Raw genomic sequence first — 19872 nt, forward strand, 5'->3', positions numbered from 1 at the left:
CGCTTCGAATGGTCGCCGGTTCAGCCGGCCATCCTAGGCTCACCAGGCGCCGGACCATCCGGCGCCTCTATCTGCCGCCTGCGCCGCCTAGCTGGCGGAGCGGATCGGCACCTTCACAATTCGCTTCTCCGGCTCGGGCCGGGCGAGGTCGATGTGGAGCAGGCCATGCTCCAGGGTCGCCCCATCCACCGCCATGCCGTCGGCCAGGACGAAGGTCCGGATGAACCCCCGCGCGGCGATGCCACGGTGCAGATAGGCCTCCTCGGGCTTGGTCCCGGCGTCGCGTTTGCCGGCGACCACCAGCTGGCGATCCTCGACGCTCACCTCCAGCTGGTCGGGCGAGAAGCCCGCGACGGCCAAGGTGATGCGAATGCCCCCGTCGCCGCGGTCCTCCACATTGTAGGGGGGATAGCTTTCGGCGGCCGCCTTGGCGGCGCGCTCGACCAGGGCGCGGGTGTGCTCGAAGCCCAGAAGGAAGGGGCTGTCGAAGAGAATCGACCGGTTCATCGCCTTTCAGAGTCCTCGCAGTGAAGCGACTCTCCGGGCGGGCCGCCCGGCAGCGGCGCGGCTCGTCCGGACAAGCTTGATGTGGGGGCGGCGGGGCGCCTTTTCAATGCGCCGGCCGAGTGCCCGCGCGGTCGAGACGCAGGTTTCCTCGCTTGACGCGGGGACAGATGCGCGGCTGGTTTGCATCCGCGACGCGCGCCCGCCGCGTCGACCAGCCATGGACCCTTTCCCGTGCGTTCAATTCTTCGTTTCTTCGACCGCAACCGCGGCGACACCCTGGTGGCCGAGCGGCCTGTCCCGGATTCGACCGGGGTCACGCTGGGCGCGGCGGCGGCCGCCGAGAGCGTGCCGACCTCGGGGTTGATCGTCGTCGAGACGACGCTGCAGGCCGCCGAGGCGCGCCAGGCGACGCTGCGGGTGTTCCTGGGCGAGGCGGCCAAGCCCGCCTTCGAGAAGACCGTCCAGCTGACCGCCGAGCCGCAGCAGGGCTGGCTGGCGGTGCACGGCCACCTGCTCGGCAACGGTCCGGCCAGGCTGCGGCTGGAGCTGAGCGACGCCGGCGGTCCGCTCGCGGAGCGCACGCTGACGGTGAAGGCGCGCAACGAGGGTCCGCTGGCCGAGGCGACGCGCGACAGCCTCAAGCGCACCGGCGTGCCCGCGGTGATCGATCTGTGCGACGCCGGCCTCTACGACTACGACGACCCGGGGCTGAAGGCCTGGTACGACCGCGCCCCCGCCGAGATCGAGGCGCACCTGGCGCACCTCAAGGCGAGCGGCGCGGCCAACGACGCCGAGATCGCCGCGCTTCGCCAGTTCACCGAGGAGGGCTACCTCGTCCTGCCCGACGTGATCGACCAGCCCCTGCTCGGGCGGCTGAACGCCGCCCTGGACGATGCCGTCGAGAAGAAGATCGAGGGCTATGAGTGGGGTGTGAGCCAAAGGCTGCACAACCTGCACAACCAATATCCGGCGATCCGCGAGCTGTGGCTGCACCCGACCGTGCTGCGGATGCTGACGCTGATCTTCGAGGCGCCCGCCCGGCCCTGCCAGTCGCTGACCTATGTGTTCGGTTCCGAGCAGCAGTACCACCAGGACACCATCCACCTGACGCCGTTCCCGGCCGGGCGGATGTGCGGCGTGTGGTCGGCCCTGGAGGACGTGCAGCCCGATTCGGGCGAGCTCGTCGTCTTCCCGAAGAGCCACCGGCTGCCGCGCGTCTATATGAAGGACGCCGACCTGGCCAAGGTGACCGGCGACTGGACCGAGTTCGGCGAGAAGGTGGTGGCGGTGTGGACGTCCCTGCTGGAGAGCGGCAAGTTCACGCGCGAGATCTATCGCCCCAAGGCGGGCACGGTGCTGATCTGGCACGAGAACCTGATGCACGCCGGCTCGATGCGGCTCGACCGCGAGAAGTCGCGGCGCTCGATCGTCGGCCACTATTTCGCGGAAGGGGCGGTGGTCTACTACGACTCCAGCGGCATGCCGGGAGTCCTTTACGAGGGCGAGCTCACGGCCTAGGTCGCGGGCCATGCCCCTCGAGTTCATCGCGGCCGGAACCGTCCTGGAGATCGAGAGCGAGCCGCTCGGCCCGGTCGAGGTGCGCGGCCGCGGCAACCGCATCCGCATCGGCCGCAACGTCCGGCTGGGCGCCTCGATCTGGATCCGCGGCGACGACTCGATCCTGGAGATCGGCGACGACTGCGATATCGGCGGCATGATCCATGTGGTGCGCGGCGGGGCGGTGATCCGCATCGGCCGCGGCACCACCGCCACGGGCCTGGGCATCGCCACCCACGAGCCCGGCGAGATCACCATCGGCGAAGGCTGCATGTTGTCCGAAGAGGTTCATATGGACGTCAGCGACGTCCATCCGATCTACGACGTCCGGACCGGCGAGCGGGTCAATCCGCCCAAGCCGATCGTGCTCGGCGACCGGGTGTGGCTGGGCACGCGGGTGCTGGTGATGAAGGGCGCGGAGATCGGCGACGGCGCGATCGTCGGCGCGGGGTCCATCGTGGTCGGCAAGCTGCCGGCCGGCTGCATCGCCGCCGGCTCGCCGGCCAAGCCGCTGCGCGAGGGCGTGGTCTGGCGACGCGACTTCAACGAGCCGCCCCCGCCGGCGCAGGAGGCCGGCGCCTCGGGCGCCGCGCAGGCCTTGCCCGTGGCCTTCCAGCCGCAGACCGTCTCCCCGTTCCCCGGCAAGCCGCCGGCGGCGGTGACGGGCAGCGAGGTGTCGCGCGACGAACTCATGGGCAGGCGGTTGGAGGACCTGAAGCCCGGCCCCTCGGACGGCCTCCCGCGCCGCTTCGACTACAGCCCGGCCTATCTGGACAGGGCCGGCGCGGCCTTCGATCCGCTGAACAACCCGCACGCCGCGACCCCGGCGTCCGAGCCGATCGATCTGCGCGGCTTCGCCTTCGACGGGCCGGGGCGCAAGCTGGCCAGGGGCGTCGACCTGGTGGTGGACGGCGTCGCCTACGAGGCGCGCTACGGCCTGCGGCGCGACGACGTCGCCAAGTCCCAGAACGACGCCGAATTAACGGCTTGCGGATTTGTCCTGACCCTGGCCCCCCAGAGCCTGGCGCCAGGCAGCCATGCCGTGCGCGTGCGGGTGATCGCCGCCGACGGGGGCGGCTACTATGAAACCCCAGACCACCTCTTCGACGTCGCCGACGCCTAATTTCGCGCCGCGAAGGCCCAGAGCTTCGAGGCGCTGAACGTCAGGGCCGGGATCACCACCACGATCACCGCCAGCGTCGCGGGGAACGGCCAGCCCAGCCGGTTGGAGAGCAGCCAGGTGATCGCCAGGTTGGCGGCGAAGCCGCTCAGCGAGACCACCAGGAAACGCACGAACTGCGCCCCGTGCAGCGCCGGCCGTCCGAAGGTGAAGCGCGCATTGCCGAGGTAGGAGATGCCCACCGAGGCGAGGTAGCCGCAGGCGGTCGCGGCCACCGGGCTGGCGTGGCCCAGGTCGCGGGCGGCGAGCGAGACCAGGGCATGGACGGCGGTGGCCGCGAGGCCGACGACCAGGAAGGTCCCGCCCTGGCGGACGATCTCGCCGCGCGCCCCGCTCACGGCTTGCGCCGGGCGATCAGGAGGATCGAGACGCCGAACGGCAGGTCGGCCGCGGCCAGCAAGGCGCGCTCGGCCCCGAACACGGCCTTCAGGAGGCCGTTCAGCGGCCGGGCCGGCATGGTTTCGTCGCCGCCGGTCAGGCCCGCGGCGTTCTTGGCCAGGCGCACCGCGGCGATCGGCGGAAACAGCAGGGTGTTGAAGTGGCTGGCGCGGCGCACCTCGAGCCCGGCATTCTCGAATAACCGCCGGTAGGCGGCCATGGCGTAGCGGCGCTTGTGGTGGTGGGCGGCGTCGTGGTCGCTCCACATCCAGGCGTTGGCCGGCACGGTGGTGATCATGTAGCCGCCGGGCTTGAGGTATTGGCCCAGCCGCGCCACCGCGCCGGCGTCGTCGGGCACGTGCTCGATCACGTCGAAGGCGGCGACCAGGTCGAAGGCCTTGCCGAAGTCCGGGGCCGACTGGGGCAGCAGGCCCGAGCGCACATCGGCGCCGGAGTGTTCGGCGGCGTAGGCGCGCGAGGCGTCGTCCGGCTCGATGGCGCAGACCTCGCCGAACCGCTGCAGCATGGCGAGGTTGCCGCCGGGGCCGCAGCCGGCCTCGAGGATCTGGGCGGGCCGGGGCAACGGCAGGCGGGCGATCTGATGGCTGAGGATCGCGCGGCGCGCGGCGAACCACCAATGGTCCTGCTGCAGCACCCGCATCTGGTCGTAGATGGCGCGTTCCATGGGTCTCTTAGGCGTCGAAGCCGATGCGGTCCTTGACCAGGTAGGTCGGCCGGCCCTTCACCTCCTGGTACATCCGCCCGATGTATTCGCCCATCACGCCGAGTGCGATCATCTGCAGGGCGAAGCCGAACAGCAGGGCGACCATCAGCGAGGCGTAGCCGGGCACGTCGCGCCCGACGATCAGCACGCGGACGATCAGGCCGACGCCGGTGATCAGCGCCGCGATCGCCGCCCCGATGCCGACCAGGGTCCAGATGCGCAGGGGCACGGTGGTGAAGGCGGTCACCCCGTCGACGGCGAAGCGGAACAGCTTGCGGTAGCCCCAGGCGGTCTCGCCGGCCAGGCGCGCGGGGCGCACATAGGCCACGCCGACCTGTTTGAAGCCCACCCAGGCGAACAGGCCCTTCATGAAGCGGTTGCGCTCCGGCAGGCGGTTCAGCGCCTCGACCACGCAGCGGTCCATCAGCCGGAAATCGCCGGTGGAGGCCGGGATCGGATAGTCGGAGACGCTGTTGAACAGCCGGTAGAACAGGTCGGCGGTAGTGCGCTTCAGGGGCGTGTCGCTGCTGCGGTCGGAGCGGACGCCGTAGACCACGTCATAGCCCTGTTCCCACAGCGTCACGAACTCGGCGATCAGCTCGGGGGGGTCCTGCAGGTCGGCGTCCAGCGGCACGATCATCTGGCCGGTGGCGGCCTCGAGGCCGGCGGTGAGCGCCGCCTCCTTGCCGAAGTTGCGCGACAGCGAGATGGCGCGGATGCGGGCGTCGGTCGCGGCCCGGAGGCGGAGCCGCTCGAGGGTGTCGTCGCGGCTGCCGTCGTCGATGCAGATGATCTCCAGGGCGAGCTTGAGCCCGCCCACGGTGGCGTCGAGGCGCTCGAACAGGGCGTCCAGCACCGGCGCCTCGTTGTGCATGGGAATGATCAGGCTCAGCCGCTTGCCGCGGCGCGAGCGCTGGCCCGCCGGCGCGGTCTTCGTCGCGGCCGCGCGTCGCCGGGCGCGGCCTGTGCGCGTGGTGTCCGTCATCTGGCCTCTTCCCCGACCTGCCGCGGCGCCGCTCAGGCCGGGCGGCGCAGCAGGTAGGCGGTCTGACCGTAGATCACGCCGATCTGCTCGGCCACCGGCATGCCGGCCTCGGCGCACATCTGGCGGAAGTAGCGGTCGGAGATGTCGATGCGCACCTCATCGCCCTCGAAGCGGCCGTTCTTGGGCTTGTCATGGATCGAGATGATCGCCTGGCCGCCCGGCTTGGCGATCCGGCAGATCTCCGCCAGGTAGTGCCGCGCGTCATCCTCGAGGAGGTGGGTGAACAGCGACCCGCAGACGGTCATGTCCACCTCCTGGTCCTCCAGAGGCAGGACGTATTCCGACGACTTGATCTTGCCGTTCGGATTGTAGACCTCCGAATGGCCGTCGAAGTGGACGAACTCGAAGCGGTCGCGATAGGGCGCGAACACCTTCTGGCACCAGCGGATCGAGGGGGCGAACAGGTCGATGCCGACGTAGGTCACCCCGGGGATGACGTAGAACCAGCGGGCGAGCTTGGCGCAGCCGCAGCCGATGTCGACGATCCGGGCGTCCCTGGGCAGGTAGTGGGCGACCATCTGCGACCAGGCCTCGCCGATGGCGAAGAAGGCCGCCAGGTCGGCGGTGGCGGCGGCCTCGCGCAGCACCTCGTTGGGGATCGGCAGGGAATGCGGCTGCGGCGGATAGATCTGCTCGTCGATGGTGTGCAGCGCCTCGAGCGGCACGTCGCGCCACATCACATTGGTGGTCACCGGCGGCTCCTTGCCGTTGCCGAACACTATTGGACCGTGAAGTTGATGACCGGAGACTGGTAGTAGCCGGTCCCGTCGGCGGTCACGACGCGCACGACCACCTGGTGTTTGCCGGGCTTCAGGGCGCCGGGCGGCAGCACCGCCTTGTAGCCGCTGGCCCCCAGCGCCGGGACCTTGTTGGCCGAGGCCACGTCCGGGCGCGGCGAGCCGTAGGCGGTGCCGAACAAGCGGCCGTCGATGTCCAGGTCGACACCCTTGGCCGGCGCCTTGGCCACGCCGTCGAAGCCGAAGCCGGTCATCTCCAGCGGCACATTGCCCGAGAGGGTGGCGGGGTTCTTCAGCGGGTCGTGGGCCTCGTTGATCCGGTCGAGATAGAAGGCCGGGAACTCCGGCCGCAGCGTCAGCCCCGCGGAGATCGGGGCCTGGGCGGGCGCGCCGGGCAGGGTGTCGGGGGCCGCCGCGACGCCCGGGGCGCGCAACGGTCCGCTGTTGTCGGCGGCCGTGTCGCGGGCCTTGGGCTGGTTGCAGGCGGTGAGGAGGCCGAGCACGAAGAGGGCGACGAAGGCGGTGGAGGTGCGCATGATCAGGTTCCTGGAGGATTCGGCTCTCGATAGCCTTCCCGCCGGGCTTTCCGCAACGGCCCTGAAACGGAGAAGGCCCGCCGGGGTGTCCGGCGGGCCTTCATGGTGGAGCTAAGCGGAGTCGAACCGCTGACCTCTTGAATGCCATTCAAGCGCTCTACCAGCTGAGCTATAGCCCCAGGGTGGTCTCTGGGTTGGTCTCCGGGTGGTCGCCCCGCAGGGGCGGGCCCCGCGGGAGGCGCGGAACCTATTCAAACACCTCGGCCCGATCAAGACCGGCCCGACGCGTTTTTTTGGCAGGCGAATTTCGTCGCGCCGCCCGCCGGGGCAAGATTCTGGCGCCCTATTCGTCGTCGCCGGGCACCTCGATCTCGGAATCGTCGAAGTCGTCGTCCTCCTCCTCCAGGAAGGGCACGTCGGCGTCGTCCTCGACCTCTTCCTCGTCGGTGAACTCGCCGAGGTCCTCGCTGACCGGACTGACCACGGGGTCGACAGTGTCGTCCTCGTCTTCGTCGCTGGCGATCGGCGGATCGTCCACCACGGCGTCCAGCTCGGGGGTGACGACCTCCTCTTCCTCTTCCTCGTCCGCCTCGGCGGCTTCGGCGACCTGATCCTCGCGCTCGTCATCGGGCTCGGGTTCGGGGGTCACGACGCGGGCTCGCACCCGGCGATTGCGGATCGCCTCGTCAGGATCGAACTCGGTCCCGCACTTCGGGCAATGAGCCGGTCGCTTGGTGAGGTCGTAGAATTTCGCTTGGCAGTTGGGGCAAATCTGTTTTGCGCCCAGCTCGGGATTGGCCAATGTGAGCTTGCCTCTGAGGTGTCAGGTGAGGTGGCGGGTGTCGCGGAAGGCGGGCTCCCTTGCCATGGGCGAACGCGACTGTCAAAAGCAATCCCCCTCGTGAATTCCGAAGCCTGCGGGAGGCTCGTTTTCGACCGATGACGGCGGCCCTACTGACCGCCAGCCGCGCCGGCCCCCTCGCGGGGCGCGTGCGGGCTCCGGGGGACAAGTCCATCTCCCACCGCGCCCTGATCCTGGGCGCGCTGGCGACCGGCGAAACCAGCATCGAAGGCCTGCTCGAAGGTGAGGACGTGCTGCGCACGGCCGACGCCATGCGCGCTTTCGGCGCCGAGGTCGTGCGCATCGCCGACGGGCGCTGGCGGGTGGTGGGCCGCGGGCGGCTCGCCGAGCCCGCCGACGTGGTCGATTGCGGCAACTCCGGCACCGGCGTGCGGCTGATCCTGGGGGCCGCAGCGGGATTCCCGATCTCGGCGACCTTCACCGGGGACGAGTCCCTGCGCGGCCGTCCCATGCGCCGCGTGCTCAAGCCGCTGGGCGAAATGGGCGCGACCTGGACGGCCAGCGCCGGCGAGCGGCTGCCGCTCACCCTGCACGGCGGGGGGCTGAGGCGCATCGCCTATCGCCTGCCGGAGCCCTCGGCCCAGGTGAAATCGGCCGTGCTGCTGGCCGGGCTGCAGGCGGCCGGCGGGGCCGAGGTCATCGAGCCGCAGGCCACGCGCGACCACACCGAGCGGATGCTGCGGGCGTTCGGGGCCACGGTGGCGGTGAGCGACGACGGGGCGGGGCGGCGGATCGTGCTGCCGGGCGGGCAGACGCTGACGGGGACCGCGGTGCGCGTCCCGGGCGATCCGTCCTCGGCGGCCTTCCCGATCGTGGCGGCGCTGATCACGCCCGGCTCGGAGGTGACGGTGGAGGGCGTGCTGCTCAATCCGCTGCGCACCGGCCTGTTCGGGACCCTGAAGGAGATGGGCGCCGACCTGACCGTCGCGAACCTGCGCGACGAAGGCGGCGAGCCGGTGGGCGACCTCACCGCGCGGCATTCGCGCCTGCGGGGCGTGACGGTCCCGCCGGAGCGGGCGCCCTCGATGATCGACGAATATCCGATCCTCGGCGTGGCGGCGGCCTTCGCCGAGGGCGCGACGGTGATGCGCGGCCTGGCGGAGCTGCGGGTCAAGGAGAGCGACCGGCTGGCGCTGATGGCGGCCGGCCTCGCCGCCTGCGGCGTGGGCGTCGAGGAGGAGCCGGAGGGGATGACGGTGATCGGGTCGCGCAGGGCCAATCATGGGGTGGCCGGCGGGGCGCGGGTGACGACCCACGGCGACCACCGCATCGCCATGAGCCACCTGGTGCTGGGCTTGGCCAGCGAAGCGCCCGTGGCCGTGGACCAGCCGGGCATGATCGCCACCAGCTTCCCGGGCTTCGAGGCGCTGATGCGCAGCCTGGGCGGGGAGATCGGGAGTTGAAAGGTCCCTTCGTCATCGCGGTGGACGGGCCGGCGGCCTCGGGCAAGGGGACCATCGCCACCGGGCTCGGAAAGGCGTTCGACCTGCCGGTGCTCGACACCGGCCTGCTCTATCGGGCGGTGGGGGTGCTGACGGCGCGGGCCGGCGGGCTGGGGGATCCGGAGACCTGCGCCGCGGCGGCGGCGACGCTGACCGCCGACCAGCTGAGCGACCCGGCGCTGCGGACCCGCGAGGCGGGCGAGCTTGCCAGCCAGGTGGCGGTGCATCCCCATGTGCGCAGCGCGCTCCTGGAATTCCAGCGCACCTTCGCCAGCCAGGAGCAGGGCTCGGTCCTCGACGGACGCGACATCGGCACGGTGATCTGCCCGCAGGCGCCTGCCAAGCTCTACGTCACGGCCTCGCCGCAGGTGCGGGCGCAACGGCGGTGGCGACAGCTCAAGGCCCAAGGCGAGCCGGTGAGCCTGGACGAGGTGCTCGCCGACATCCATATTCGCGACGCCCGCGACGGCGGCCGCGACGACGCGCCCATGCGGCCCGCGCCTGACGCGGTGTTGCTCGACACTTCCGAAATGACTATAGAGCAGGCCGCCGATGCGGCCCGCCGCATCGTCGAGGCGGCGCGCGCCCGTTGGGATGGGTCCTAGGACTATTCCCGGCTTGGCAAATCCAACCGCGCCTCACCCTCGGACGGCTGCGGGCAGAATGAACCGGTGCGGGTATTCCCGCGCCACTCGGTCCAACCCCTAACCGATGTGGGGAAATCCGTCCGACTGCGGATGCAGCGCGGACCCCTGCGTCATTGAAGAGATGAAGTGAACATGGCTGACGATATGAGCCTCAATCCCTCCCGCGACGATTTCTCCGCCCTGCTCGAGGAATCCCTCGGCGGACGCGACCTGATGGAGGGCCAGGTGGTCCACGGCAAGGTGGTGGCCATCGAGAAGGACTTCGCGATCATCGACGTCGGTCTGAAGACCGAAGGCCGCGTCTCCCTGAAGGAATTCAGCGACGAGAACGGCCAGCAGATCGAGATCAAGGCCGGCGACAACGTCGAGGTGTTCCTGGAGCGCGTCGAGAACGCGCTGGGCGAAGCGGTGATCAGCCGCGAGAAGGCCCGCCGCGAGGAAGCCTGGACGCGCCTGGAAGCCATCTACGAGCGCAACGAGCCGGTGAACGGCTCCATCGTCGGCCGCGTGAAGGGCGGCTTCACCGTCGACCTCGGCGGCGCCTCCGCCTTCCTGCCCGGTTCGCAGGTCGACATCCGTCCGGTGCGCGACGTCGGCCCCCTGATGGGCCGCGAGCAGCCGTTCGCGATCCTCAAGATGGATCGACCCCGGGGAAACATCGTTGTTTCCCGTCGCGCGATTCTCGAGGAAGCCCGCGCCGAACAGCGCACCGAGCTGGTCAGCCAGCTGCAGGAAGGCGAAGTCCGCGAAGGCGTGGTCAAGAACATCACCGACTACGGCGCGTTCGTGGACCTGGGCGGCATCGACGGCCTGCTGCACGTCACCGACATGAGCTGGAAGCGCGTCTCCCACCCGAGCCAGGTCCTGGCGGTGGGCGACACGGTCAAGGTGCAGATCGTCAAGATCAACCCCGACACCCAGCGCATCTCGCTGGGCATGAAGCAGCTGCAGTCCGACCCGTGGGACGGCGTGGAAGCCAAGTACCCGGTGGGCGCCAAGTTCACCGGCCGGATCACCAACATCACCGACTACGGCGCCTTCGTGGAGCTGGAAGCCGGTGTCGAAGGCCTGGTTCACGTCTCGGAAATGAGCTGGACCAAGAAGAACGTGCACCCCGGCAAGATCGTCTCCACCTCCCAGGAAGTGGAAGTCGTCGTGCTGGACGTGGACGCCTCCAAGCGCCGCATCTCGCTGGGCCTCAAGCAGGCCATGGCCAATCCGTGGGACGCCTTCGTGGAGGCCCATCCCGTCGGCTCGACCGTGGAAGGCGAGGTCAAGAACGCCACCGAGTTCGGCCTGTTCATCGGCCTCGACAACGACATCGACGGCATGGTGCACCTGTCGGATCTCGACTGGACGGCGCCGGGCGAGGAAGCCATCGCGCGCTACACCAAGGGCGAGATGGTCAAGGCCCGCGTGCTGGACGTCGACGTCGAGAAGGAACGCATCTCGCTCGGCATCAAGCAGCTGGCCGGCGACCCCCTGCAGGGCGACAGCTTCCGCAAGGGCCAGACCGTCACCGCCACCGTCACCGAGGTCACCTCGGGCGGCATCGAGGTGAAGTTCGGCGAGGACGAAGCGCCGATGACGGCCTTCATCCGCAAGTCGGACCTCAGCCGAGACCGCGCCGACCAGCGCCCCGAGCGCTTCGCCGTGGGCGACCGGGTCGACGCCCAGATCACCAACATCGACAAGGCGGCGCGCCGCATGTCGCTGTCGATCAAGGCGCTGGAGATGGTCGAGGAGAAGGAAGCCATCGAGAAGTTCGGCTCCTCCGACAGTGGCGCGTCCCTGGGCGACATCCTGGGCGCGGCCCTGCGCGAAAAGGCCAAGAAGGACTAGTCTTCCGTTTCAGGACGGAAACCGGAACGGCGGATCGGGACACCGGTCCGCCGTTTTCTTTTCACGACTTGCCTCTATCGTGGGGCGAGTAGGGGAGATGCGCGCTTGGTTCGGTTCTGGATGTTCGCGGCGGCCGTTCCGCTCGCGCTGGCCTTCGCTGGTCCCGCGGCGGCCGACGACAAGCCGAGCTATGGCCCGCCGCCCGCCTGGGTGCAGCCGGCGGAGCTGCCCAACGCGGCGAACCCCGATGCGACCTCGGCGTTCCAGGTGCTGCTGGACGACGACCAGATTCGCCTCGATCCGGCGGGGGACGCCCAATACAACCGCCGCGCGGTCAAGGTGCTGAAGCCCGAGGCCCTGGCCGGGCTCAACACCATCACCCAGACCTGGGATCCGTCCACCGAACAGCTGATCCTGCACCACCTGAAGATCATCCGCGACGGCAAGACCATCGACCTCTTGGGCGACGGCAAGGCCATGCTGGTGCTGCGCCGCGAGCAGAACCTGGAAAAGGCCATGCTGGACGGGCGGATGAGCGCCACCCGCCAGCTCGACGGCCTGCAGGTGGGCGACATCCTCGACGTGGCCTTCACCCGCATCCGGCGCGATCCGGTGGTGCAGGGCCGCTCCTACGACCTGGAGGCCGAACGCTTCCCGGGCCTGGCGGCGCGCTATCGGGTGGCGATTTCCTGGCCGCAGGGCGACCCGGTGCGCTGGCGGGCCGAACCGGGCTTCCCCGCCCCGTCGGCGGCCAGTCACGACGGCCGCACCTGGCTGACCCTCGACCTGCACGATGTCCGCGCGCCGCGGGCGCCCACCGGCGCGCCGCTGCGCTACGCCCGGGTGGGCACGCTGGAGGCCTCCAGCTTCGCCGACTGGAAGGATGTGTCGCGGCTGATGGCGCCGCATTTCATCAAGGCCGCGCAGTTGAAGCCGGACTCGCCGATCAAGGCCGAGGCCGCCGCCATCGCGGCGCGCAGCCCAGATCCCAGGGTGCGGGCCTTCCTGGCGCTGCAGGCGGTCGAGCAGAAGGTGCGCTACCTGGCGCTGCTGATGGGCGAGGGCGGCTATGTGCCGGCCGCCGCCGACGAGACCTGGAGCCGGCGGTTCGGCGACTGCAAGGGCAAGACCGTGCTGCTGCTGGCGCTGCTCAAGGAGCTTGGCGTCCAGGCCGAGCCGGCGCTGGTCAGCCTGGGCGGCGGCGACGGGATGAACGAGCGCGAGCCGTCGCTGGCGGCCTTCAACCACGTGATCGTGCGGGCTGTCATCAAGGGCCAGGTCTACTGGCTGGACGGCACCCGGGCCGGCGACCAGGGCGGTCTCGCCTCGCTGCGCCCGCCGCCGCATCGGTGGGCCCTGCCGCTCCGGGTCGAGGGCGCGCCGCTGGAGGCGATCCCCGAGCCCGCGCCGCCCGAGCCCATGACCCAGACCAGCCTGCGGATCGACGCCTCGAAGGGCCTGGATGCGCCGGCCCCGGTGAAGCTGAGCTTCCGCTATGTGGGCGACCTGGCCAGCGCGGTGCGCACCAGCATCGGCCGCGCCCAGAAGGAGGACTTCGTCCGCACCTTCAAGCAGCGGATGGCCGCCTCCATGAACTGGCTTCAGCCGGAGACCGTCGACTGGCGCGACGATCCCGACCACGACGCCTTCGAGATCGACCTGACCGGCACGGCCACCATGGACTGGCGCAAGAACCCCGACTTCGGGGTGCGCGAGTACCGCACCGATGCGCCGCGGGTGAGCATCAAGCCGTTCCCGGTGCGCGAGCCCGGCCCGGCGATCGACGCGCCCTATGCGGTGACCTTCCCGCTGTTCGTGCTGAACCGCACCGAGATCGTCCTGCCCGACCAGGGCAAGGGCTTCATCGTGCGCGGGCCGAACGGCGCGGAGCGGGTGGGCGGCTATGAGGTGACGCGGTCCTCCGGCCTGGCCGGCGGGGTGGCCTTCTTCCAGGCGCAGCTGCGCTCCGACACCCGCGAGATCCCGGTGGCCGAGGCCCAGGCCGCCAACCCCCGGCTGCGCATCCTGGCGTCCGACGAGGGCCTGGTCCGCGCCCCGAGCTGAAGCCCGCGCCGGCGGCCCGGGAAGCGAGCAGCGGCGACTTGCGCGCCTGGGTTGTCGCGCCACATTTTCGAGCAAGCTTGGCCTTAACGGGTGGTCACCCCGATTTGCGCCTTGAATACAAAGGCGGACTCTTCCATGGTCGCGCCGTTCGAGGGGTTCCCATGATCAAGTCCGAACTGATCGCCAAGCTTGCCGAGGAAAATCCGCACCTCACCCAGCGCGACATCGAGCGCCTGGTCGGTGTGGTGCTGGAGCGCATGATCCAGGCCCTCGAGAACGGCGGCCGCGTGGAGCTGCGCGGCTTCGGGGCCCTGTCGGTGAGGTCGCGCGACGCGCGGGCCGGGCGCAACCCGCGGACCGGCGAGCCGGTGTCGGTGCGCGCCAAGCATGTGCCGTTCTTCAAGAGCGGCAAGGAGCTGCGCGAGCGGCTCAACGCCACGGACGAGTAGTCCCCTTGTCCGTCAAGCTGCCGGATCCCCTGCAGGCGGCCCGGCGGGTCCCGATCCTGGGCGAATTCCGCGAGTTCATCGCCCGCGGCAACGTGATCGACCTGGCGGTCGGCGTGATCCTCGGCGCGGCGTTCGGGGACATCGTCAAGTCGCTGGTCGACCAGGTCGTGATGCCGGTGGTTGGCCTCGGCACCTCGGGCATCGACTTCGCCCAGCTCAAGTGGGTGCTGAAGCCCGACAATCCGGCGACCAAGGTCAACGAGGAGGTGGCCATCCAGTACGGCGCCTTCCTGAACACCATGATCAAGTTCGTGATCATCGCCTGGGTGGTGTTCCTGATGGTCAAGCTGGTCAATTCCATCCGCCGCCGCGACGCGGCCAAGCCGGAGTCCGAGGCGAGCGCGCCGCCGCCGCAGGAAGCCCTGCTGATGGAGATCCGCGACCTCCTGAAAGCCCAGGCCCCGCAAGGCCCGACGCGGCACTAGGCCTTGCGGCCCCGCCTCCAAACCCCCTAATCGGCGCCATGAGCGTGAGCGCCAAGATCTGTGGGGTGACGACGCCCGAGGCCGTGCGCGCGGCGCTGGACGGCAAGGCGGCCTATCTGGGCTTCATGTTCTTCGCCGCGAGCCCGCGCAACATCGCCATCCAGGCCGCCGCCCGCCTGGCCGAGCCGGTGCGCGGGCGGGCCAAGGTCGTGGCCGTGGTCGTCGATCCGAGCGATGCCGAACTCGACCGGATCGCCGAGGGCCTGAGGCCCGACTTCCTGCAGCTGCACGGCAAGGAGACGCCGGCGCGGGTGCGCGAAGCCGCCGCCCGGACCGGCGCCGGGGTGATCAAGGTGGTCCCGGTCTCCGAGGCCACCGACCTCGATCGCGCGTCGGACTATGAGAGCGTCGCCGACCACCTGATGTTCGAGGGCCGCCCGCCCAGGGACGCGACCCGGCCTGGCGGCACGGGCTCGAGCTTCGACTGGAGCCTGCTGGCGGGGCGCCGCTTCCAGCGGCCCTGGTTCCTGGCCGGCGGCCTGGACAGCTGGAACCTGGCCGAGGCCGTGCAGCAATCCGGCGCCCGGATCGTGGACGTTTCCTCTGGCGTGGAGCGCGGTCCCGGCCTAAAGGACCCCGCCTTGATCACGGCGTTCCTCGACGCCGCCCGCAAGGCCTGACCGGCGCCGCGCAGCGACCCAGTGAACGCTCCAGATTCATGACCTCCTTGGCCAGACCCAACGACTATTCGGCCTATCCGGACGCGAAGGGCCGCTTCGGCGACTACGGCGGACAATACGTCCCCGAGACGCTGATGCCGCTGGTCCACGAGCTGGACGCGGCCTATGCGGCGGCCAAGGCCGATCCGGCCTTCCAGGCGGAGCTGACGAGCTTCCTGACCCACTATGTGGGCCGCCCGAGCCCGCTCTATTTCGCCGAGCGGCTGACCGCCCACTACGGCGGGGCGAAGATCTACCTGAAGCGCGAGGAGCTGAACCACACCGGCTCGCACAAGATCAACAACTGCATGGGCCAGATCCTGTTGGCCCGCCGGATGGGCAAGACCCGGATCATCGCCGAGACCGGGGCCGGTCAGCATGGCGTGGCCACGGCCACCGTCTGCGCCCGCTTTGGCCTGCCGTGCGTGGTCTATATGGGCGCCGTCGACGTGGCGCGGCAGAAGCCCAACGTCTTCCGCATGAACCTGCTGGGCGCGGAGGTCCGGCCGGTGACGGCTGGCTCGGCGACCCTCAAGGACGCCATGAACGAGGCGCTGCGCGACTGGGTGACCAACGTCGAAGACACCTACTACCTGATCGGCACGGCGGCCGGCATGCACCCCTATCCCGCCATGGTCCGCGACTTCCAGGCGGTGATCGGCCGCGAGGTGCGCGAGCAGATTCTGGAAGCCGAGGGACGGCTGCCCGACGCCGTGGTGGCCTGCGTCGGCGGCGGCTCCAACGCCATCGGCCTGTTCCATCCGTTCCTGAATGACGCTGAGGTGAAGCTCTTCGGGATCGAGGCGGCGGGCGAGGGCATGGCGAGCGGCCGCCACGCCGCGGCCATCAACGGCGGCCGGCCGGGCGTGCTGCACGGCAACCTGACCTACCTGCTGCAGGACGGCGAAGGCCAGATCGAGGAAGCCCATTCGATCTCGGCGGGCCTCGACTATCCCGGCATCGGTCCGGAGCACGCCTGGCTGCACGACGTGGGCCGCGCGACCTACCTCACCGCCACCGATGCGGACTCGCTGGACGCCTTCAAGCTCTGCGCGGAGCTGGAAGGCATATTGCCGGCCATCGAGTCGGCGCACGCGCTGGCCCGCCTCGACGTGGTGACGCGCGACGTGGGCCGGGACGGGATCGTGGTGCTGAACCTGTCGGGCCGGGGCGACAAGGACGTCGCCACCGTCGCCGCCCACCTGGGGCGCACCATTTGACCAAGGCTCGTATCGAAGCCCGCTTCGCGCAGCTGAAGCGCGATGGCCGGGCGGCCTTCGTGGCCTATGTGATGGCCGGCGATCCGGATGCGGCGACGGCGCTGAAGATCCTCAAGGGCCTGCCGGCGGCGGGCGCCGACCTCATCGAGCTCGGCTTCCCGTTCTCCGATCCGATGGCCGAGGGGCCGCCGATCCAGCGGGCGGCGCAGAGGGCGCTGGCGGGGGGGATGACGCTCTCGGGCACGCTGGAGCTGGTGCGGGCCTTCCGCGAGGGCGACCCGGCCACGCCGATCATCCTGATGGGCTATATGAACCCGCTGCTGCACCGCGGCTTCGAGGCCTTCGCCCGCGACGCGGCGCAGGCGGGCGTCGACGGGCTGATCGTGGTGGACTGCCCGCCGGAGGAGGCCCAGCCGCTGATCGACGCCCTCGATCCGGTGGGCCTGGCGCTGATCCGGCTGGCCACGCCCACCAGCGACGCGGCGCGGCTGAAGGTCATCGTCAAGGGCACGTCGGGCTTCGTCTACTATGTGTCGGTGGCGGGCGTGACGGGGGTCAAGGAAGCCGACGAAAAGGCCGTGGCGCCGAGGGTCGAGGCGGTGCGCGCAGCCTCCGGCCTGCCGGTCGCCGTGGGCTTCGGCATCAAGACTCCGGAAAGGGCCGCCGCGATAGCCCGGGTGGCCGACGCGGTGGTGGTCGGCTCCGCGCTGGTCGACGAGGTGGCCGAAGCGGTGAAGATGAACGAAGACGTGACCGACCGGGTTCTTCTCAAAGCCGAATCCTTGGCTAAGGCTGTCCGCGCTGCCCGGATCGGCCAGAAGACGGTCTAAGACCCATGGCGATGGCTGAACAAAAGAACGACAAGCCCGCACGTCCCGCCGCCGCGCCGAAAGAGCGTTCGGGCTGGCTGTCGCGCATCGCGCCGGGCATCCGCAAGGCCTTCTCCAAGCGCGAGACGCCGGAGAACCTGTGGGTCAAATGCCCCGAGACCGGGGAGATGATCTACCGCCCGGACCTCGAGGCCGCCCTGTGGGTGACGCCGTCCGGCCACCACATGCGGATCGGGGCGGCGGCCCGCCTGCGCTACACCTTCGACGACGGCCAGTTCGAGCGGATCGGCTCGCCCGTCACCCCAGACGACCCGCTGAAATTCCCCGACGTGAAGCCCTATCCGGATCGCCTGAAGGCTTCGCGCAAGGCGACCGGCGAGCAGGACGCCATGGCCATCGGCTATGGGACCATCCACGGCCAGCCGGTGGTCGTGGCGGTGCAGGACTTCGCCTTCATGGGCGGATCGCTGGGCACCGCGGTGGGCGAGGCCTTCATCAAGGCGGCGCAGGAAGCGGTGCGGCGCGAGGTCCCCTTCGTGGTGTTCACCGCCTCGGGCGGGGCGCGCATGCAGGAGGGCATCCTGTCCCTGATGCAGCTGGCGCGGACCACCCTGGCGGTCAACGAGGTCAAGGCCGCGCGCCTGCCCTATGTGGTGGTGCTGACCGACCCGACCACGGCCGGGGTCATGGCCTCCTACGCCATGCTGGGCGACATCCACCTGGCCGAGCCCAACGCCCTGATCGGCTTCACCGGCCGCCGGGTGATCGAGCAGACCATCCGCGAGACCCTGCCGCCGGGCTTCCAGCGCGCCGAGTTCCTGGTGGAGCGCGGCATGATCGACCGGGTGGTGACGCGGCCCGAGCTGCCGGCCATGCTGGGGTCCTTGCTGGGAACCATGATGATGGGGCGCGCCCGCCTTTCCGCCGCCTGATACCATCGCTGCGATGTACGATCCCATCCGCGCCTCCGACGCGGTGATCCAGCGTTTGCGCGCCAATCACCCGACGCTGATCGACCTGACCACGGGCCGGGTGGAACGGCTGCTGGCCGTGCTCGGCCACCCGGAAAAGAAGCTGCCGCCGGTGATCCACGTGGCCGGCACCAACGGCAAGGGCTCGACGGTGGCTTACCTCAGGGCCATCGGCGAGGCCGCGGGCCTGCGGGTGCACGCCATCACCTCGCCGCACCTGGTGCGTTTCGCCGAGCGGATCCGGCTGGCCGGACGGCTGATCACCGATGCGGAGCTGGAGGACCTGATCGCCCGCGTCGAGGCGGCCAACGGCGCCGAGCCGATCAGCTTCTTCGAGATCACCACGGTGCTGGCCCTGCTGGCCTTCTCCGAGACCCCGGCCGACCTGGCCATCGTCGAGGTGGGGCTGGGCGGGCGGTTCGACGCCACCAACATCTTCGACGCTCCGGCGGTGAGCGTGATCACCCCCATCGACTACGACCACCTGGAGATGCTGGGCCCGGAGCTGTGGAAGATCGCCTGGGAAAAGGCCGGGATCATCAAGGCCCGGCGGCCCGCGGTGGTCGCCCGCCAGATGGACGAGGCGCTGGAGGTCATCGAGCGCGAGGCCGACGACCGCATGGCCCCGCTGTTCGTCATGGGCCGCGACTTCGACGCCTGGGAGGAGCGCGGCCGGCTGATGGTCCAGATGCCCGACCGGCTGCTTGATCTGCCGCCGCCCGCCCTGTTCGGCGGGCACCAGTTCGAGAACGCCGGCCTGGCGGTGGCCGCGGCGCTCACCTTCGACCACGGCCTCAGCGAAGAGGCGATCGCCCGCGGGGTGTCCTCGGCGTCCTGGCCGGCGCGCTTCCAGCGGCTGACCAAGGGCCCGCTGGCGGCGCTCGCCAAGGCGCGGGGCTCGGACCTGTGGCTCGACGGGGGGCACAATCCGCACGCCGGACGCGCGCTCGCCGAGGCCGCCTCGCGGCTGGTGGACCGCGACCCCCGGCCGCTGGTGCTGGTGGCCGGCATGTTCGCCCGCAAGGATTCCGAGGGCTTCTTCCGGCCGTTCGCCGAGATGCATCCCAAGGTCTTCGCCACCACCTTCGACAGCCCCAACGCCGCGCCCGCGCAGGACATCGCCGCCGCGGCGCTGGCGGCCGGGCTCGACGTCGAGATCGTGGCCGATGTGGGCGAAGGCGTGCGCCAGGCGCTGGCCGGCGAGGGGCCCGCGCCGCACCTGCTGGTGTGCGGGGGGCTGCACTTCGCCGGCGAGGTCCTGGCGATGAGCCCGGAGACCTGGCCGACCTAGGAACATTTTCCCTCCCCTAAAGAGGAGGGATGAGTGCAGCGTTTAGGCCGCCGCGTCGGCCACGCCGGCTTCAGTCAGCCACTCGACGATCTTGGCCTTGGGCATGGCGCCGACCTTCATGGAGGCCATCTGGCCGCCCTTGAAGAGCATCATGGTCGGGATGCCGCGCACGCCGTAGCGCGAGGGCGTGGTCGGGCTTTCCTCGATATTGAGCTTGGCGATGGTCACGCGGCCGGCGAACTCGTCGGCGATCTGTTCGAGGGCGGGCGCGATCTGTTTGCAGGGTCCGCACCACTCGGCCCAGAAATCCACCAGCACCGGCTTGTCGGCCTGCAGGACGTCGGCCTCGAAGGACTCGTCGGTGACCTTAACGCTGCTCATGGCTT

At 70.2% G+C, this 19872-nt stretch carries 21 protein-coding genes and 1 tRNA gene; 13 read left to right on the top strand and 9 right to left on the bottom strand.

Translation table 11 applies throughout. The features are described from left to right. Positions 1 to 87 precede the first annotated feature (87 nt). Positions 88 to 507, bottom strand: a complete 420-nt coding sequence (locus tag VGT80_RS17910; RefSeq protein ID WP_327458014.1) for an Hsp20 family protein — start codon at positions 505 to 507, stop codon at positions 88 to 90. 231 nt (positions 508 to 738) lie between these two features. Here VGT80_RS17910 and VGT80_RS17915 point away from each other — a divergent pair, with 231 nt between their 5' ends. Further along, complete coding sequence (locus tag VGT80_RS17915; protein WP_327458015.1) at positions 739 to 2025, top strand: phytanoyl-CoA dioxygenase family protein; 1287 nt, start codon at positions 739 to 741, stop codon at positions 2023 to 2025. Between the two features lie 10 nt (positions 2026 to 2035). Further along, positions 2036 to 3187 (top strand): hypothetical protein, encoded by a 1152-nt coding sequence (locus VGT80_RS17920; protein WP_327458016.1) that lies wholly within the window; start codon positions 2036 to 2038, stop codon positions 3185 to 3187. Here the strand turns inward: VGT80_RS17920 and VGT80_RS17925 are convergent. The 7 genes from VGT80_RS17925 to VGT80_RS17955 form a co-directional block, all read right to left on the bottom strand. Then, positions 3184 to 3582, bottom strand: a complete 399-nt coding sequence (locus VGT80_RS17925; RefSeq protein WP_327458017.1) for a GtrA family protein — start codon at positions 3580 to 3582, stop codon at positions 3184 to 3186. The two genes, VGT80_RS17920 and VGT80_RS17925, sit on opposite strands and share 4 nt — an antisense overlap. Next, the gene (locus VGT80_RS17930) at positions 3579 to 4307 is read right to left on the bottom strand and encodes a class I SAM-dependent methyltransferase (protein ID WP_327458018.1); all 729 of its coding nucleotides are present in this window, start codon (positions 4305 to 4307) and stop codon (positions 3579 to 3581) included. The genes VGT80_RS17925 and VGT80_RS17930 overlap by 4 nt, the downstream gene beginning before the upstream one ends. A gap of 7 nt (positions 4308 to 4314) precedes the next feature. Next, entirely contained in the window at positions 4315 to 5331 is a 1017-nt protein-coding gene (locus tag VGT80_RS17935) for a glycosyltransferase family 2 protein (RefSeq protein ID WP_327458019.1), read from the bottom strand. A gap of 32 nt (positions 5332 to 5363) precedes the next feature. Continuing rightward, the gene (locus tag VGT80_RS17940) at positions 5364 to 6083 is read right to left on the bottom strand and encodes a class I SAM-dependent methyltransferase (protein ID WP_327458020.1); all 720 of its coding nucleotides are present in this window, start codon (positions 6081 to 6083) and stop codon (positions 5364 to 5366) included. A gap of 26 nt (positions 6084 to 6109) precedes the next feature. Continuing rightward, the gene (locus VGT80_RS17945; RefSeq protein WP_327458021.1) at positions 6110 to 6664 is read right to left on the bottom strand and encodes a hypothetical protein; all 555 of its coding nucleotides are present in this window, start codon (positions 6662 to 6664) and stop codon (positions 6110 to 6112) included. Positions 6665 to 6767: 103 nt separating this feature from the next. Continuing rightward, positions 6768 to 6843: transfer RNA gene (locus VGT80_RS17950), tRNA-Ala, on the bottom strand. A gap of 164 nt (positions 6844 to 7007) precedes the next feature. After that, entirely contained in the window at positions 7008 to 7466 is a 459-nt protein-coding gene (locus tag VGT80_RS17955; RefSeq protein ID WP_327458022.1) for a TIGR02300 family protein, read from the bottom strand. Between the two features lie 137 nt (positions 7467 to 7603). On the opposite strand from VGT80_RS17955, the gene aroA reads away from it, so the two are divergent. The 11 genes from aroA (at position 7604) to VGT80_RS18010 (ending at position 19486) form a co-directional block, all read left to right on the top strand. Continuing rightward, complete coding sequence (gene aroA / locus VGT80_RS17960) at positions 7604 to 8929, top strand: 3-phosphoshikimate 1-carboxyvinyltransferase (RefSeq protein WP_327458023.1); 1326 nt, start codon at positions 7604 to 7606, stop codon at positions 8927 to 8929. Next, positions 8926 to 9573, top strand: a complete 648-nt coding sequence (locus VGT80_RS17965) for a d(CMP) kinase (protein ID WP_327458024.1) — start codon at positions 8926 to 8928, stop codon at positions 9571 to 9573. Before aroA ends, VGT80_RS17965 begins: the two co-directional genes overlap by 4 nt. A 174-nt stretch (positions 9574 to 9747) precedes the next feature. Continuing rightward, positions 9748 to 11457, top strand: coding sequence for a 30S ribosomal protein S1 (gene rpsA, locus VGT80_RS17970; protein ID WP_327458025.1), 1710 nt, complete (start codon positions 9748 to 9750; stop codon positions 11455 to 11457). A gap of 105 nt (positions 11458 to 11562) precedes the next feature. Further along, positions 11563 to 13521, top strand: coding sequence for a DUF3857 domain-containing protein (locus VGT80_RS17975; protein ID WP_327458026.1), 1959 nt, complete (start codon positions 11563 to 11565; stop codon positions 13519 to 13521). 161 nt (positions 13522 to 13682) lie between these two features. Then, positions 13683 to 13970, top strand: a complete 288-nt coding sequence (locus tag VGT80_RS17980) for an integration host factor subunit beta (protein WP_327458027.1) — start codon at positions 13683 to 13685, stop codon at positions 13968 to 13970. Positions 13971 to 14023: 53 nt separating this feature from the next. After that, entirely contained in the window at positions 14024 to 14455 is a 432-nt protein-coding gene (gene mscL, locus VGT80_RS17985; protein ID WP_414693926.1) for a large-conductance mechanosensitive channel protein MscL, read from the top strand. A gap of 38 nt (positions 14456 to 14493) precedes the next feature. Further along, positions 14494 to 15135 (top strand): phosphoribosylanthranilate isomerase, encoded by a 642-nt coding sequence (locus tag VGT80_RS17990; protein WP_327458028.1) that lies wholly within the window; start codon positions 14494 to 14496, stop codon positions 15133 to 15135. Positions 15136 to 15173: 38 nt separating this feature from the next. After that, positions 15174 to 16394, top strand: a complete 1221-nt coding sequence (gene trpB, locus VGT80_RS17995) for a tryptophan synthase subunit beta (RefSeq protein ID WP_327458029.1) — start codon at positions 15174 to 15176, stop codon at positions 16392 to 16394. Beyond that, positions 16391 to 17224, top strand: a complete 834-nt coding sequence (gene trpA, locus VGT80_RS18000; RefSeq protein ID WP_327458030.1) for a tryptophan synthase subunit alpha — start codon at positions 16391 to 16393, stop codon at positions 17222 to 17224. The genes trpB and trpA overlap by 4 nt, the downstream gene beginning before the upstream one ends. Before the next feature lie 5 nt (positions 17225 to 17229). Then, complete coding sequence (gene accD / locus VGT80_RS18005; RefSeq protein ID WP_327458031.1) at positions 17230 to 18156, top strand: acetyl-CoA carboxylase, carboxyltransferase subunit beta; 927 nt, start codon at positions 17230 to 17232, stop codon at positions 18154 to 18156. 13 nt (positions 18157 to 18169) lie between these two features. Further along, entirely contained in the window at positions 18170 to 19486 is a 1317-nt protein-coding gene (locus tag VGT80_RS18010) for a folylpolyglutamate synthase/dihydrofolate synthase family protein (RefSeq protein WP_327458032.1), read from the top strand. A gap of 42 nt (positions 19487 to 19528) precedes the next feature. Here the strand turns inward: VGT80_RS18010 and trxA are convergent, their stop codons facing one another. Then, complete coding sequence (gene trxA, locus VGT80_RS18015) at positions 19529 to 19867, bottom strand: thioredoxin TrxA (protein ID WP_327458033.1); 339 nt, start codon at positions 19865 to 19867, stop codon at positions 19529 to 19531. Between the last annotated feature and the right edge of the window lie 5 nt (positions 19868 to 19872).

The sequence above is a fragment of the Phenylobacterium sp. genome (assembly GCF_035944335.1).
Lineage (GTDB): Bacteria > Pseudomonadota > Alphaproteobacteria > Caulobacterales > Caulobacteraceae > Phenylobacterium.